This is a genomic window from Caldicellulosiruptor acetigenus (assembly GCF_026914305.1).
GTDB lineage: Bacteria > Bacillota > Thermoanaerobacteria > Caldicellulosiruptorales > Caldicellulosiruptoraceae > Caldicellulosiruptor > Caldicellulosiruptor acetigenus.
Genome location: NZ_CP113866.1, coordinates 887,138 through 900,716, shown reverse-complemented (window position 1 = coordinate 900,716; position 13,579 = coordinate 887,138). Strand labels below are relative to the sequence as shown.

The 13,579-nt window shown below is 37.1% G+C and carries 17 protein-coding genes; 2 read left to right on the top strand and 15 right to left on the bottom strand.

The features are described from left to right. Positions 1–4: 4 nt before the first annotated feature. The 14 genes from OTK01_RS04285 to pdxS form a co-directional block, all read right to left on the bottom strand. The gene (locus OTK01_RS04285) at positions 5–1,021 is read right to left on the bottom strand and encodes a FecCD family ABC transporter permease (protein ID WP_269011785.1); all 1,017 of its coding nucleotides are present in this window, start codon (positions 1,019–1,021) and stop codon (positions 5–7) included. Positions 1,022–1,038: 17 nt separating this feature from the next. After that, positions 1,039–1,989 carry an ABC transporter substrate-binding protein gene (locus tag OTK01_RS04280; protein WP_013432148.1) on the bottom strand — a complete coding sequence of 317 codons (951 nt, stop codon included), beginning with the start codon at positions 1,987–1,989 and terminating at the stop codon, positions 1,039–1,041. Between the two features lie 42 nt (positions 1,990–2,031). Continuing rightward, positions 2,032–2,352, bottom strand: coding sequence for a biotin/lipoyl attachment domain-containing protein (locus OTK01_RS04275; RefSeq protein ID WP_029227972.1), 321 nt, complete (start codon positions 2,350–2,352; stop codon positions 2,032–2,034). A 30-nt stretch (positions 2,353–2,382) separates the two neighbouring features. Continuing rightward, positions 2,383–2,883, bottom strand: a complete 501-nt coding sequence (locus OTK01_RS04270) for a TlpA family protein disulfide reductase (RefSeq protein ID WP_029227973.1) — start codon at positions 2,881–2,883, stop codon at positions 2,383–2,385. Between the two features lie 34 nt (positions 2,884–2,917). Next, positions 2,918–3,565, bottom strand: coding sequence for a cytochrome c biogenesis CcdA family protein (locus OTK01_RS04265; RefSeq protein WP_029227974.1), 648 nt, complete (start codon positions 3,563–3,565; stop codon positions 2,918–2,920). A 17-nt stretch (positions 3,566–3,582) separates the two neighbouring features. Then, positions 3,583–4,230, bottom strand: coding sequence for a hypothetical protein (locus OTK01_RS04260; RefSeq protein WP_029227975.1), 648 nt, complete (start codon positions 4,228–4,230; stop codon positions 3,583–3,585). Further along, a complete protein-coding gene (locus OTK01_RS04255) occupies positions 4,191–4,634 on the bottom strand; it encodes a type II toxin-antitoxin system PemK/MazF family toxin (RefSeq protein ID WP_013290985.1) in 444 nt (147 codons plus the stop codon). Before OTK01_RS04255 ends, OTK01_RS04260 begins: the two co-directional genes overlap by 40 nt. Further along, complete coding sequence (locus OTK01_RS04250; protein ID WP_013432143.1) at positions 4,591–4,905, bottom strand: hypothetical protein; 315 nt, start codon at positions 4,903–4,905, stop codon at positions 4,591–4,593. The genes OTK01_RS04255 and OTK01_RS04250 overlap by 44 nt, the downstream gene beginning before the upstream one ends. Before the next feature lie 115 nt (positions 4,906–5,020). After that, positions 5,021–6,193 carry an alanine racemase gene (gene alr, locus OTK01_RS04245; RefSeq protein WP_029227976.1) on the bottom strand — a complete coding sequence of 391 codons (1,173 nt, stop codon included), beginning with the start codon at positions 6,191–6,193 and terminating at the stop codon, positions 5,021–5,023. Beyond that, positions 6,190–6,711 (bottom strand): hypothetical protein, encoded by a 522-nt coding sequence (locus OTK01_RS04240; RefSeq protein ID WP_029227977.1) that lies wholly within the window; start codon positions 6,709–6,711, stop codon positions 6,190–6,192. The genes alr and OTK01_RS04240 overlap by 4 nt, the downstream gene beginning before the upstream one ends. A gap of 9 nt (positions 6,712–6,720) precedes the next feature. Continuing rightward, positions 6,721–8,256 (bottom strand): bifunctional ADP-dependent NAD(P)H-hydrate dehydratase/NAD(P)H-hydrate epimerase, encoded by a 1,536-nt coding sequence (locus OTK01_RS04235; protein WP_029227978.1) that lies wholly within the window; start codon positions 8,254–8,256, stop codon positions 6,721–6,723. Between the two features lie 22 nt (positions 8,257–8,278). Further along, on the bottom strand, positions 8,279–8,644 hold the full coding sequence (gene acpS, locus OTK01_RS04230; RefSeq protein ID WP_013432139.1) for a holo-ACP synthase: 366 nt from the start codon (positions 8,642–8,644) through the stop codon (positions 8,279–8,281). Between the two features lie 255 nt (positions 8,645–8,899). Then, positions 8,900–9,466, bottom strand: coding sequence for a pyridoxal 5'-phosphate synthase glutaminase subunit PdxT (gene pdxT / locus OTK01_RS04225; protein WP_013432137.1), 567 nt, complete (start codon positions 9,464–9,466; stop codon positions 8,900–8,902). A 3-nt stretch (positions 9,467–9,469) separates the two neighbouring features. After that, positions 9,470–10,360, bottom strand: coding sequence for a pyridoxal 5'-phosphate synthase lyase subunit PdxS (gene pdxS, locus OTK01_RS04220; protein WP_029227979.1), 891 nt, complete (start codon positions 10,358–10,360; stop codon positions 9,470–9,472). A 92-nt stretch (positions 10,361–10,452) separates the two neighbouring features. Between pdxS and OTK01_RS04215 the strand changes: the two genes are divergently transcribed. Together OTK01_RS04215 and OTK01_RS04210 are read left to right on the top strand one after the other, a co-directional pair. Continuing rightward, positions 10,453–11,841, top strand: a complete 1,389-nt coding sequence (locus tag OTK01_RS04215; RefSeq protein WP_029227980.1) for an aminotransferase-like domain-containing protein — start codon at positions 10,453–10,455, stop codon at positions 11,839–11,841. 49 nt (positions 11,842–11,890) lie between these two features. Continuing rightward, positions 11,891–12,982 carry a M20 family metallopeptidase gene (locus OTK01_RS04210; RefSeq protein ID WP_051129949.1) on the top strand — a complete coding sequence of 364 codons (1,092 nt, stop codon included), beginning with the start codon at positions 11,891–11,893 and terminating at the stop codon, positions 12,980–12,982. Here the strand turns inward: OTK01_RS04210 and OTK01_RS04205 are convergent. After that, positions 12,959–13,552, bottom strand: coding sequence for a hypothetical protein (locus OTK01_RS04205; RefSeq protein ID WP_029227982.1), 594 nt, complete (start codon positions 13,550–13,552; stop codon positions 12,959–12,961). The genes OTK01_RS04210 and OTK01_RS04205 overlap by 24 nt on opposite strands. Positions 13,553–13,579 lie beyond the last annotated feature (27 nt).

The window sequence follows — 13,579 nt, the reverse complement described above, 5'->3', positions numbered from 1 at the left end:
TATTCTATACACTCACCTCATTTTCACGCTTTTTCAGAAGGTACAAAAAATATGGTACCCCCACCAAAGAGGTTATAATCCCAACTTTTACTTCAACTGGTGAAAACAATACTCTTGCAATTGTATCACACACAATCAAAAATATTCCACCACTCAGAACCGAAGCAGGTATCAGCCTTCTATAATCGCTTCCAACAATGAGTCTGAGCATGTGTGGTACAATTAGCCCAACAAAGCTGATCGGTCCTGAGACTGAAACTGCTATCCCCGTTATGAGCGAAACAAGAAAAAGCAAGGCTTTTTTTAGCTTTTCTGGATTTACACCAATTGTAAAGCTCTCTTCCTCACCAAGTATCAAAATATTTATCCTCTTTGCAAATAGCAAAGAACACAGTATCAAGACACAAAGAGGAACAAAGCTAATCTTCACATGTACCCAGCTTCTGCCGTCTAAGCTTCCAAGCATCCAAAATATGTATTCGCTTACCTGATACTGATTTATGTTTGAAAGAATCAAAGAGTTTATAGAAGACACAAAAGTTGAAACTGCAATACCAATTAAAATGAGGTTTGTAATGGGAGTTTTGTTGTTCTTAGTCGAAAGTCTGTACACTAAAAAAGAAATCAAAAGCGCACCTGCAAAAGCAAACAATGGTAAATAAAATATGTTTATGGTGTTGAGCGAAAAGGCTATGCAAATAATAGCACCTAAACTTGCACCGCTTGACGTTCCGATAATCCCTGGGTCTGCCATGGGGTTTCTATAAAGTCCTTGAACAAGCGCACCAGCTATGCTCAAGCTCATCCCAACAATCATTGCAATTATTATTCTTGGAAGTCTTATCTGCCCGACAATTGTCAAATCCATATCATTCGCTGGACCTAAATTGATGCCTATGAGCGATAAAAGTGCCTTTAAAACACGAAGGGGAGGGATAAAAACACTTCCCACCCCTATGGATATTATAAATACTGTCAAAAGCAGAAAGAATAAAATAATCAAAACCTTTTTCAACTGCACCACCACTTATAAAAGCCTTATTTGAAAAGATACGGATACGCAGCTTTTGCTAAGTCATAAATACCTTCAACAATATAGTGCGAAACTGTTTGAACGTGCCTATCATCAAGAATAATTACGCTGTTGTTCTTTACAGCTTTTAAGTTTTTGAAAGCAGGGTCTTTTTTGAACTCCTCTACATACTGCTGAGAAGTCTTTTTTGGATTGTACGACGCAGACGGAATAACAATGATGTCAGGGTCCCACTCTAAAATCTGTTCTTTTGATATAGTTGGCCAGCCTTTCAATCCAGCAACAGCTGCTATATTTATAACCCCTGCATACTTTGCAATCTCATGCTGGGTTGTATTCTTGCCATATGTTGAGTTGAAATAGTATGTGTAAAAGAGCACATACTTCTTCTTTCTCAAGTATTTTACCTTTTTCTGCACAAAGTTAATTTTATCGTCCATGTACTTTATAAGAGCCTGGCCTTTCTGGATTTCACCAGTTAGCTTTGAAAGATTTATAATCTCCTGTTTGATATTTGCAATCGAATTTGGATTTAAGCTGACATATATAGGACACTTAAGACCCTTCTTCAAAAGGTCGTACTTTGACTTGTCAATGTAATAAGGCACTATCACAAGGTCAGGATTTGCCGCAATTATCTTTTCAATGTCGTTGCTCGAATATCTGCCTTTTACATTCTTAGCAAGATTTACGACATTGGAATTGTTCTTGTCATCAGCAAATATTGAAAGCCCAACAATTCTGCTGCTTGATACCATATTGAGCAAAATCTCATCTGTTTGAAGTGCAAGAGACAAAATCCTCTGAGGCTTTTGCTTTACAGTTATGCTATAGCCTTTCCCGTCTTTAACTGTGACAGGAAAGTCTGCAGCATGAGAATAAAATGGAATTAAAGCTACCGCAAATGCAATCAAAACAAGTATTGCAACTAACTTTTTAGAAAACTTCATCGGCATATTCAACCCCTTTGTATGTAATAATTTGCTTGCATTATTATATCACACAAGTTGCTGGATGTCTATACTAATTATTTCTGTTTCTTCTGGCAATAAATTTAACAAGGTAGGGTCAAAAGGAAGTTCACGGTTTACCCACCTTATATAACCACTAACTGGGGATTTCAAGGTGTACGTCTTGTAAATTGACTCAATTCTTGCAAACTCTTCTCCTTCTTGAATATACCCTGATGTTTTGAAAAACTCAAAAATTACAATATCTCCAAGTTCCATCTCCAAATTTTTAGTTATACCTGCTGAAGCAATCGAGCCATTAACTTCAACCCACATATCCCCAAAAAGAAGTCTCTCACCGTACAGCATCCTTTTTTCATTCCTTTTTTAAAAGTATTTTTACTTTCCAGCAAATCTTTTAAGCTGCTCATAAGTCATCATACCAACGTTTCTTGCAACTATTTTGCCATTTTCGTCAATCAAAAATGTTGTAGGTATTCCTTCAATCCCAAACTGTGCAGAAACCTTCCCATCCCTGTCAAGAAGTACTGGGTACGTAACTCCCATTGAACTTAAGAATTCCTCAACTGTGGCTTTATCCTCTTGAATGTTAATGCCAAGTAAAACAACATCCTTGTTTTCTCGATGGAATCTTTCAAAATCGGGTATCTCAGCCCTGCAGGGTGGACACCATGTTGCAAAAAAGTTGAGCAAAACCTTTTTGCCTCTAAAATCTGATAATGAATATTCTTTGCCATCCACTGATACAAGCTTAAAATTAACTGCGCTCTCTAGAGCTCTATTTTCTTTTGAGCGCGACATAATCTGGTATACCAAAAGCCCAATCAAAATGGCGCTTATCAATATAAAGATAACACTTTTGATTCTATTATTCAACATGAAATATTCACCTCTTTTTGAATTTTTCTATTTTCTACCTGAAGAAATTTATCTTGTCAAAAAACGCAAGTATGCCAAATGCAATCAAAAGCGCTCCTGTAAAATACTCTATTGCCCTGCTGTACCTATTCAACATTCCAAAAAAAGTTTTGAGCCTGTCTATTAAAAAGCTTGAGATCAAAAACGGCACAGCAAAACCCATCGAATAGATAAGAAGCAGCATCGCTCCTTTTAAAAACGTCTCAGAAATAGCCGCCATACTCAAAATTGACGTCAAAACTGGTCCTACACAGGGTGTCCAGCTTATGCTCAAAACCATCCCCAAAATCAGCGGTGAAGCATTAATATCCAAATTACCTTTACCCTGTATAGGTATAAAAAGTCTTTTTAAAAAATCTGGTGACAATTCAAGCATCACCAGACCCATCAAAACAATAACTATTGCTGCTATCTTCTTCAATAGAAAACTGTACCCAGAAAAGACACTTCCTACCGCCGCTGCAGTCATCCCAAGTACAACAAAGACAATTGAAAATCCCAGAACAAACAAAAGGCTATTTTTTAACCTGCCACCCTTTTGAGAAAAAAGATATAGGACGTACACAGGTATAAGCGGCAAAATACAGGGTGAGAAAAAAGACAAAAAACCGGCTGTCGCCGCCGCTAAAATATCTATTTTCATAATTTTCTTCCCCTCTACTACTTAATTTTGTACCCACCATTTACAATTACCCACACGTCATCCAGTGCTTTGAATCCTCTGCCATCACTTCTTGCAACTAAATAAAAATGGTTAAACAAAAGTTGCTGGTTTGCTCCTACATCTTTTGCGCTTGTCAAATCAATAATTGTTGCTCCTTTTGGCACAATAGTTGCAGCCTTCCCAACCCGCACAACAAACTCTGTTGACGCATCAAACAAGATGGTCTTGCCTTTCGGTACCTTTATAACCTCATAACCTTTGGTGTATATAAAGTCACCTTTTTTTACTCCTGAAGAACTTGAGATATTTTTTAATTTGGCATCAAGCTGTGTGGTTTGCAATTTTAACTTTTCAATCTCAGAAGACAAATTTGCAAGCTGGCTTTGCAGCTTTGAAATATCCTGTGCTTGTTCTGAAGAAACATTTGTGTCCTTTATTTTCTTATCCAGCTCATTTATTTTATTGTCTATGTACGCCTTTAACTGGTCAACCTGCTTTTTTAAAAAACCGTATGTGACAAGGGCGCTACTGTCAATCGACTGTGAAGAGGCAAATATAACCCCCATGCTCAGCACTCCAGCGACCAAAACAAGGACCAAAAAATTTATGCCTTTTTTAAACCTGCGCCTTCTTTCTTTTTCCAATCATATCCCTCCGCTGTCCATTCTATTAGCCCAAGGCTTATCAGAATTGCCTGGTTTACTTTTTCCATAACCTCATCAGAAAGCTTGCCAACCTTATTTTTAAGCCGCACTTTGTCAATTGTTCTGATCTGCTCAAGTAAAATGACAGAGTCACGGCTCAGGCCAAACTCACCCGCACGAATCTCAACATGGGTTGGAAATTTAGCTTTGCCAATCTGTGAAGTTATCGCAGCCACAATCACAGTTGGGCTGTATTTGTTTCCTATATCATTTTGAATTACCAGAACTGGCCTTATGCCGCCCTGCTCAGAACCAACATGCGGAGCAAGGTCAGCATAAAATATGTCTCCCCTTTTGATTTCAAGTGGTGGTTGATTTTGATTTTGCTGTATCACTTTCTCCACTCTCCGCTACCCTACTTTCTTCTATTCTATAAAAATCATACCCAAAATCATCGTAAATTATATTCTCATATTTTAAAAGTCCTTCAAAGTCAAGTGCAAGCCATTCGTTTGCAATGTTTCTATTTAGCTCTGCATATTTTTTATAACAGCTTTCAAGCTCTCTTTCAATCTTTTTCAGCCTTCTTTTTTCAATAGCTGCCCGCATAAAACTGTCGTCAAATGAACTGCTTTTATACTGCAAAAGGAATTTCACAAATCGTATTTGCGGCATCTCATTTCCCCCTTGCAAAACAAAATATAAAAAAACAAATTTAAAGTGTAGGAATAAGCGGATGAGCTTATTATCATTATACGGTTTTTGAAAAGAATAAATCAATGTAAATTTTTCATAAGATATAGTTTAATATTTTGACAACTCGCCCATCCTTGATATAAACCCGTGGAATTCGCTTGCTAAAAGAACATACAACCTCATAGTTGATAGTTCCAATCTGCTCAGCCAAATGGTCAGCCAAAATCTCATTTTTCCCTTGTCTTCCTATAATGACAACTTCATCACCAATCTTCACATCCTCAATATCAGTCACATCTACCATGCACTGGTCCATGCATATACTCCCAACAACCTTGGCAAACTCACCTTTTATGAGAACATGCCTTTGACTACTTCCAACACGCGTAAAACCATCTGCATAACCGATAGGTATGGTGGCAATTTTGCTTTTGCGTGTGGTTATATACCTTCTGTTGTAGCTTATCGGAAAGCCTTCCGGCACCTCCTTTACATTGATAACCCTTGCCTTGACAGACATCACAGGCTTAATACTTAGGTGTTCTTTCAAACTGCTGCTTGGATAAAGCCCGTATAGAATAAGACCAAGCCTTACAACATCAAGTTGATACTGGGGGAAACGGATTGCCGCACTGCTATTTGCAATGTGCTTATATTTAAAGTATACCCCATTTTTATTGAGTTCTTTCACAAAGTTTTCAAATTTCATAAATTGCTCATGCGTAAAATGGTCTGAGTCCGGGTCGTCTGCAGATGAAAAATGAGAGAATATTCCTTCAAGTTCGATGTTCGGAAGCTTTGCAATATTTAGTACTGTCTGTATACTCTCATTGCAACATAAAAATCCAATTCTCCCCATTCCAGTATCAACTTTGATATGTATCTTGGCTTTTTTCCCTATCTTTTGTGCTGCCTGGCTAAGATAATATGCCTGTTCATACGTGTAAACAGTCTGGCTTATCTCGTTTTCAACAACCTGCTCAGAAAGCTCAAAAGGGGTAAAACCCAAAATTAAAATGGGAACATCAAAATTGAAATGTCTCAGCTGCAATGCCTCGTCAATTATTGCCACAGCAAGCATGCTAACGCCATTTTTGACAAGCACTCTTGAAATTTCAACCGCTCCGTGTCCATATGCATCAGCCTTCACAACGGCCATTATATGAGTTTGGGGTAAAATCTTTTTCTTGATATTTTCAAGATTGTATACCAAATTGTCAAGGTCAATCTCTGCCCACACCCTGTTGTAGAGCGACAATTTGTTCATCCCTTTCTATACTTTTTGTATTCTGTAAGGTAAATGGTTTTCATAAATCTTTTATCCTGGTATATTACCCCTATCTTTTTTAGCTCTCGGTTTACAAAGTAGAAGTGAAGGTACCTTATATCACCTTTCAGCTCCAATGTGACAATTGTTTGATTCTGCTCGGTTACAATTGAGTACTTTTCAGCATTTATCAGCTTATCTATATAGTAGTCCAAAAATATGTCCTGGGCAATACTTTTTATGTTTTTACCATCCAGCAAAACATTTCCATCCTCTTTTGTCAATTTTATTTTCCTTGTGCCTTTTATAAACTCTGCCTCAACCTTCCCATCAATTCTCTTTTCTGAAAATGAGTACCTTGAAACACCATCTTTTGAAGAGATTTCTACATAGCCTTTTGCAATATAGTCAGGAAAAATCTTCAAAGGAGGACTTTGAGCTGTCTTTTTACACGCAGTGAGTTCAAAAAGCAGCACAACTGCTACTAACAGCCAAAGTTTTTTGAGTAAAAACCTCATTCTTTATATTTAACCTTTAATTAATCTCCTAATAGCATTGTCCAGCCCGTCTATAATCTCTGAGGGCAAAATTGTCTGCATTGTCTTTTTTTCAAGCAAGATATCTGCCGAAAGAGAATGAAGATATACCGCCAGTTTTGCCGCCTCAAAAGCAGAGCAGCCTTGAGCAATCATAGACAAAATAATACCTGTCAGAACATCTCCACTTCCGCCTTTTGCCATGCCAGGATTGCCAAGGACGTTTATAAAAACTTCATCCCCATCTGTAATTATCGTCCTTGAACCTTTTAAGACGCATATAGCTTTAAATTCACTTGCAATCTTTGTAGCAGCATCAATAGGATTTTTAGCAATATCTTTTACATCAACGTTAAGTATCCTTGCAGCTTCCATATAATGCGGAGTTAAAACTTTTTGAGATTTATAGCTTGCCAAAAGCTTTTTTGCTTTTTGGCTTGATGACAAAGTATTTAGTCCATCTGCATCTATTACAATAGGTATTTGGAAATTTTCTAAAATATGAATCAATATCTTTTCAACTTCTTCATTCTTCGTAAGTCCACAGCCAAACCCCAAAACATCAAACTTGGCAAAGAATTCGTCAAATTTTACAAAACCATCAAAAGATATAACACCTTCTTTGCCCTCAAGAGGCAGCACTATTATCTCCGGTCTTCTGAAATTCTGAAAATAAAGCGCTTCTTTTGGTGTTATTAAATAGCAAAGTCCACAGCCACTTTGCAGCGCAGCGTTGCTGCACAAAACCGCCGCGCCAGGATAATACTTTGACCCTGCAACTATTCCCACCTTGCCATAATCGCCTTTGTGAGAGTCGGGATATCTGTAAAATTTGGATACATCTAAATCTTCAACTGTTAAAATCTTTACTTTGATATCTTTGATAATCTTTTCAGGAATACCTATGTCTTTTACAATTACTTTACCACAATAATAGCTACCAGGATACAAGATATGACCTATTTTGGGGTAAACAAAAGTTACTGTCTTATTAGCACGTACAGCACAGCCTTTAACTTGAGCCGAATCAGAGCAAATTCCACTTGGAATGTCAACCGAATATACATAAGCACCGCTACTATTTATATACTCAATTGCCTTTTTATAAAGCCCCTCAATGTCTTTTGAAAGACCAATCCCAAAGATTGCGTCAACTATTATGTCAAATCTCTGTGTTTTGAGGGATGATAATAGTTCTTCTGACAAAATGCTAATATCAACTTCCAACTTTTTTAAAACATCAAGGAAAACTTTGGATGTCAAAGTCACATTCTCATCGAACAAAAACACCTTTACATTTGGACAAACCTGGGCAAGATACCTTGCAACAACAAATCCATCTCCTCCATTGTTGCCTTTCCCGCAAAAAACTGCAATGTTTTTATCTTTGAGCTCTCCAAAATCCTTCTTTATCTCTTCAAAAACACAAAAACCTGCATTTTCCATCAACACAACCTCAGGTATCCCAATCACATGTAGAGCTTTCCTGTCAATTTCCCTCATCTGTGATGAGGTCAAAACAAACATTTATCATCCCTTCTTTGTTTTTTTATTTTTCAGCAATGGCAACTGCAACTGCAACCGATTTTTGGTGAGATATACTCACCACAATATTTTTAATTCCAAGCTCTAAACAAAGAGCCTGTGCCCTGTTATAAAGCTTTACCATTGGACAGCCAGTTTTCCCTTTTTGTATTTCTATGTCTTTGAAGCAAAAAACAACTCCTGTTGAAAGAGCTTTTGCAACTGCCTCTTTTGCGGCAAAATACCCTGCTATTGTCTCAGGGTTATATCGCCTTTCTTTTATATATTCAAGCTCACCGGAAGTAAATACCCTTTTTAAAAATTGGTCAAATCTTTTCATATTTTTGAGCCTATCAACTTCAACAATATCAATTCCAATATTAAATATCATTAGTTATTTCTCCTTTTAAAGCCAAACATTTTATAATTTTTGTGTGAAAAACAGCAAAAAATATTATATTGAGAGGAGGGACTAAACATGAGTTTTATTACATGTTCATATCCTTGCAAATACCAGAAAGATGGATATTGTTTAAAAACCCACGTTTGCCCACCCTCAAAATACTGTACTGAATTTTGCCTATTCTTTGAACCGGGAGAAAATGTTAAGAGAAAAAAAGAGAAAGAAAAAGAAAACCTTTAGAATTTATTTTACCACATTCTCCACAAAGAAAGAATGCCAATAATTTTGAGATGTTAGCTCTGGATGAAATGTCGTAGCTAAGATATTTTTTTGGAGAACAGCAATTGGAGTTTCAAGCTCTGCCAAAACCTCAACACCTTCTGCTACCTCAACAATCTTTGGCGCTCTTATAAAAACGCACTCTGTGGCTATGTTGAACCTTGGGACAAAAACCTCTTTTTTGAAACTGTCAAGCTGGCTTCCATAGGCATTTCTTTCTATCACTATGCTAAGTGCGGGAAGAACACCACTTCCCTGGTTTTTGATATTTTTAGAAAGCAAAATTGCACCTGCACATGTTCCCCAAACTGGCATACCTTCATGTATCAAGCTTAAAATCTCATCTTTTAAGCCAGTTTCAATCAAAAATTTTCCAATTGTAGTACTTTCTCCACCAGGTAAAATCAAGCCATCAAGGTTTTTCAAGTCCTCTTTTTTCTTAACAAGCTGAGGCTTTGCCCCAAGCTCTTCTATCTTTTTCACATGTTCTATAACGCCGCCTTGAAACGCCAAAACTCCTATTGTCTTCAATTTTTAATTCCCCCTAAATTGCAAAAGTTCATGCTCGGAAAGAGTTCTCAAATCTATACCTTCCATCTCTTCTCCAAGGTCGTATGATATTTCTGCCAAGATTTTTGGGTCATTGTAATATGTTGTTGCCATCACAATTGCCCTTGCTCTTTTCTCAGGATTTTTGCTCTTGAAAATGCCAGAGCCGACAAACACGCCATCTGCACCAAGCTGCATCATTAAAGCTGCGTCAGCCGGTGTTGCAATTCCACCCGCTGCAAAGTTGACAACAGGAAGACGTTTGAGCTGAGCTGTCTTTTTCAAAAGTTCATATGACACGCCGAGTTCTTTTGCATATGCATAAAGCTCATCTTCATTCAGCGATGCAGCATAGCTAATTTGCTTGTTTATTCTGCGAAGGTGTCTTACCGCCTCAACAACATTTCCTGTCCCAGCCTCACCTTTTGTTCTTATCATGGAAGCACCCTCTTGAATTCTTCTCAAAGCCTCACCCAAATCTCTTGCACCGCACACAAACGCAGCTTTGAACTTCCACTTGTCAATGTGATGCTCTTCATCAGCAGGGGTTAAGACCTCGCTCTCATCAATATAGTCTATGCCAAGTGCTTCCAAAATCTGGGCTTCAACAAAATGTCCAATTCTTACCTTTGCCATAACAGGTATTGAAACAGCGCTTTTAATTTCCAAAATGATTTTCGGGTCAGCCATTCTCGCAACCTTGCCTTCTTTTCGCAGGTCTGCAGGAACTTTTTGAAGAGCCATAACAGCAACAGCACCTGCTTTTTCAGCAATCTCAGCCTCTTTTGGAGATGTCACATCCATGATGACACCTCCTTTTAACATCTGCGCAAGGTTTTTGTTGAGCTCATATCTCTCATTTACAACCTCGCTCATAATTTAGCACCTCCGTATCGATATAATTTGTTGAAGTCTTCTGTCCACTTTATTATAATTAAAATAAACTGCGTGTAAAGACGGGATGGGTAATGAGTGTATCGATACAGATTGACAAGAATTCAAAAAAGCCTCTTTACCTTCAGCTTTATGAAGATATAAAGCAAAAGATTTTGTCAGGTGAGCTTCAATACATGCAGAGGCTTCCGTCTGTGAGAAGTCTTTGCAAAATGTTAAATGTTAATCTTTCTACTGTGACAAAGGCTCTGAGCAAGCTTGAAAATGAAGGCTATATCAAAGCAACCCCTGGAAGCGGCTATTACGTTGTGTACAGTGAGTATCAAGATAAAATCATTTTTGAGGAAGAAAACCTTGTAGATGCTCAAGGTTACATCAATTTGGCTTCATCAAAGCTTCCATATAGCCTATATCCTATCGAATGGTTCAAAAATTCTTTAAACTGTGCAATTGAAGAGTATTCACCGCAGATTTTTGATTATATCGAACATTTTAAAAATCCTCTAAAAGAGTACCTGGTAGCTCAATATCTTAAAAAGTTTGGAATTGTTACAACCCCTCAAGAGCTCACGGTTGTATCAGGTGCTCAGCAGGGAATTGAAATTACAACAAAAAGTTTTTTAAAGCCCGGCGATACAATATTTTTAGAAAATCCTTCGTACTTAGGTGCATATCATATCTTTAGCAATATGCACCTGAACATTGTCGGAATTGATATTGACCAGATGCAAAACATAGAAGATTACATTAAAAAGTTTTCGCCAAAGGCCATATACATTATTCCTTTTTCCCAAAATCCAACCGGGGTTTCATACAACAAAGAGTACAAGGAGTATCTGTGTGAGCTTTCACAAAAATATGATTTTTACATCATCGAAGATGATTTTTTAAGTGATATAGGGGTGGATGAAGGAATTTTACCAATCAAAGCATATGACAAATATGACAGGGTATTTTACATAAAGAGTTTTTCAACAGTTACAATGCCTGCACTGAGAATCGGATTTGTTGTCGCACCAAGGCATCTTGCAGAAGAGGTTGCATACTACAAGTCAATGGCAGATATCTCAACATCGCTTTTGATACAGGTATCTTTTTATTATTTTTTGAAAAACTTCTTTGATAAACACATAGAAAACTTGAAAGCATACATAAACCAAAGACAAAAACTATTTTTAAGATTAGCAAAAGACCTGCAAATAGATGACAGGCTGTTTACTCAAGATGTTCAGGGAATATTTGTTTCTTTCTACCTTCCTCCAAAGATGTCATCTGCCTCTATTTATAACAAGCTCAAAATGCAAAAGGTTTTAGTTCAGCCACACACTTGTTTTTACCACAAACCTGCTTCCACAAACTTTTTCAGAATAAGTTTTTTAGATTGCAGAGATGATGAGCTTCAAATAGCCATGCAGAAAATTCAAAATGTTTTGAATTCAGCTTACCAAAAAGAGGAGGTATGAAAAATTGATTTTAAATATCGAACATCTAAAAGATACTATCAGAAAAAATATGGAGCTTTTTATTAGCATTAGAAGAGATTTAAATAGACTCGCCGAACTTTCGTACGAAGAGTTTAAGACACAAAAATATATAACAGAAAGACTTTCAGAGTGGGGCATTGAAAACTTTCCAATAGCAAAAACAGGCGTGATTGGAATTATAAATAGGTCTGATGAATGTATTGGAATAAGAAGTGACATGGACGCTATTTTGGTGGAAGGTCAGCCAAGACACTGCTGTGGTCACGACTTTCATATGGCAGTGGTACTGGGGACAGCAAAGGTTCTTGTTGACATGGGCTTTGAAGGATGTGTGAAGTTTTTATTTCAGCCTGCTGAGGAAGGGCCAGGAGGGGCAAAAAGAGTAATCGAAGAAGGCGGACTTGAAAATCCAAAAGTGACAAAGCTTTTGGGATTTCACGTCTGGCCAGGTGTTGATGTTGGAACAATTGAGGTTTCAAGTGGTGCTATCATGGCAAGTGTGGATGATTTTGAGATTGAATTTATTGGAAAAGGTGGACATGCTGCAATGCCAGAAGTTACTAAAAATCCAATTTATCCTGCCACTGATTTTATCCAAAGTAGTAACAACTTTTTCAGTGCATTTTCCAATAAGTTATCTTCTTTTCACATCTCTTTTTCTTCGATAAATAGTGGAGAAACATTTAACGTCATCTCTGAAACGTGCAAAATAAAAGGAACTGCAAGAACGTTTGATAGCAGTATGCAACAATTTATCTATAAGAACATAAAAAAACTTGCAAAACTTTCTGCTCAAAAATACGATTGCCATGTAAATATAAATTATTATTTTCAATATCCACCTTTGATAAATAGCCATCAAGCTACCGAAGAATTTCTTGATGTAGCAAAAAAACTTCTTGGCCCTGAGAATGTAAAAAAGGCTATCCCAAGCTTTACAGCAGAAGACTTTGCATTTTACTGTCAAAAAGTTCCCTCAGTTTATTTCAGGCTTGGCATAAAAGAAAAAGGCAAAGGAGAAAATCCTTTGCACTCACCATATTTTAATGCATCAGAAGACAGCATCTTTTACGGTATATTTCTTCTGGCAGGGTATTTACTTGCTATTCAAAAGAGCTAACAGGACTTTCTGTGCACGTGAGAACTTGTTGCTTCTGACATAGATGGCTATATATTTGTTCTTTGTTTCAAACCCGTATTTTTTGAGCAAGAAGACTTGGTCTGCTTTTATACCATACAAATCTTTTGTTGATTTGTCTTTCTCTTTAACATAACATGTATCATCTACAAATTTATCCAGTTTATTTTTGCTCACAAAAGACTTTAGAGAATAAAACGCTCCATTTTGGGCATAGTTTGTAAATAGTTTTTTGTCAAGGATATAAATATCTCCCTCGCCCGCAGCAAGCATCACCATAAGTTTTTGCATGAACGCAAACTCCTGCTCGGATTTAGGAGTATCACCTGTGTAAAGTATCTGGTCAATGTAAACTTGATCACCAGATTTTTTCTCAAGCTCTGAAATCAGCTTTTGAGCGTTTTCATCACCAATGAAATTGCCAACAAGCACAATCCTAACCTTTTTGTTTATATCGTCTTGACTGCTTGAACATCCTGTCACAATAAGCATCAAAAAACTTGCAAGAGTAAGTATTAGCAAAACTTTTTTAATTTTTAAAACAAATTCCATTGCCCATCTCACCTGCCCAAAAGTAAG